At 43.7% G+C, this 2234-nt stretch carries 2 protein-coding genes; both read left to right on the forward strand.

What is annotated here, in order from left to right:
* The coding region (locus DB42_RS01570; RefSeq protein WP_044881438.1) for a leucine-rich repeat domain-containing protein at nt 1-1418 on the forward strand (1418 nt) is incomplete at its 5' end.
* Nucleotides 1419-1980: 562 nt separating this feature from the next.
* On the forward strand, nt 1981-2234 hold a 254-nt coding region (locus DB42_RS01575; RefSeq protein WP_044881439.1), incomplete at its 3' end, for an F-box protein.

Genomic DNA, 2234 nt, shown 5'->3' on the forward strand with positions numbered 1-2234 from the left:
TTAGAGATTGGATTGAAGAAAATTGCAAAAATACCGCGGCTTTAGATTTATCTAGAGTAGGCTTGACTTATTTACCCCCAGAAATAGGCCAATTGTCTCAGCTGCAATATCTTTACTTAGGCTACAATCAGCTCACCAGTCTGCCCGCAGAAATTGGGCAGCTGTCTGAGCTGCAAACGCTTGATTTAAGCCAAAACCAGCTCACCAGCCTTCCTGCAGAAATAGGTCTATTGTCTCAGCTGCAATGGCTTTACTCAAATCAAAATCAGCTCACCAACCTGCCTACAGAAATCGGTCAATTGTCTCAGCTGCAAGGGCTTTACTTAACTCAAAACCAGCTCACTGCACTGCCTGCAGAAATAGGTCAATTGTCTCAACTGCAAAGGCTTGATTTAAATCAAAACCAGCTCACTGCACTGCCTGCAGAAATTGAGCAACTGTCTCAGCTGCAATGGCTTTACTTAAACCAGAACCAGCTCACCAGCCTGCCTGCAGAAATCGGGAAACTGTCTCAGCTACAGGGGCTTTACCTAAATCAAAACCAGCTCACCAGCCTTCCTGCAGAAATCGGGCAGCTGTCTACGCTGACACGGCTTATCTTAAATCAAAACCAGCTCACAAGCCTTCCTGCAGAAATCGGGCAATTGTCTCAGCTGCAAGGGCTTGACTTAAATCAAAACCAACTCTCCGGACTGCCTGCAGAAATCGGGCAGCTGTCTCAGCTACAATGGCTTAACTTAAATCAAAACCAGCTCACCAGTCTGCCTGTAGAAATCGGGCAATTGCCTCAGCTGCAACTCCTTTACTTAAGCCAAAACCAGCTCACCAGCCTTCCTGCAGAAATCGAGCAATTGTCTCAGTTGCAAGAGCTTATCTTAAATCAAAACCAGCTCACCAGCTTACCTGCAGAAATCGGACAGCTGCCTCAACTGCAATGGCTTGATTTAAGCCAAAACCAGCTCACCAGCCTGCCTGTAGAAATTGGGCAGCTGTCTACGCTGACACGGCTTGAATTAAATCAAAACCAGCTCATCCGCCTGCCTCCAGAAATAGGTCTATTGTCTAAGCTGCAAACGCTTGAATTAAATCAAAACCAGCTCACCAGCCTTCCTGCAGAGACAGGTCAATTGTCTCAGTTGCAATGGCTTTACTTAAATCAAAACCAGCTCACCAGCCTTCCTGCGGAAGTAGGGCGGCTGGCTCAGCTACAATTGCTTTACTTAAATCAAAACCAGCTCACCAGCCTTCCTGCGGAAGTAGGGCGGCTGGCTCAGCTACAATGGCTTTACTTAAATCAAAACCAGCTCACCGCTCTACCTGCAGAAATTGGGCAGCTGTCTCAGCTTATCGAGCTTGGATTAGCGGAAAATCCTTTGAAAGATATTCCAGAAAAAATAAGGCAGCGTTTTCAATTGTAGAATGGTTGTAAGTACTTTTTAAATTGAGGTGAGCTGAGCTGACACGACTTTACTTAAGCCAAAGCTAGCTCACCGCTCTGCCTACAAAAATCGGGCAGCTGTCTGATCTGCTTTTCTTCCGGCAACTAAGCAAGTTTAAACTAACCTACACATTTATAACGACAAGAAGGTTCTCTCTTTTTCTGCAGATTGCTATGCTGCGAGAACGACCTTTCTTGACAGGAAGAAACTGGCGTATTGTATTCCATCAGTCGGTAGAAGAATCAAAACATTGCACCAAAAAGAGCGTTTTTTCTCAACTAAGGCAAAGAATCAATCTCATTCCTTTAGCCACACCAAAATTGCCGCATCACTTAATCCCCAAAACCTGTGGCTGCTCCTAAATGCTTGGAAAGTCTCCCCCCTTTCCTTAAATCTATCTGAAATAAAAGCGTGGTAGATCATTTGTGAGTTGCTTTTCATTGATAAGGATACGAATTCGTTTGACTTGCTTTTTTAATTTTTTTATATTGTCTTTAAAAAATAAAAATGCTGAAAAGTTATCACTACCCAAGGAAATAAAATGCATCCTATCTCATCGACATCTATTGAAAGCTTGCCCAATGAATTGTTGCTCCCTATCTTAGAGGCTTGCGTAGTTCCTTCCTTATTTAGCGTCTGTAAAAGATGGCATCATCTGCTGGCTACTGAAGTCATGCCCCCTCTTTATAAGCAAATAGGTAAAGTGCATGTTCCTCAAGGAAATGTTAACGAGCAGGCTCTTATTGTAGATAGGATTTATAAGCTAGAAGAAAAGCTTTCTGAGACAGCAAAGGT

Source organism: Neochlamydia sp. EPS4 (assembly GCF_000813665.1).
Taxonomy (GTDB): domain Bacteria; phylum Chlamydiota; class Chlamydiia; order Chlamydiales; family Parachlamydiaceae; genus Neochlamydia.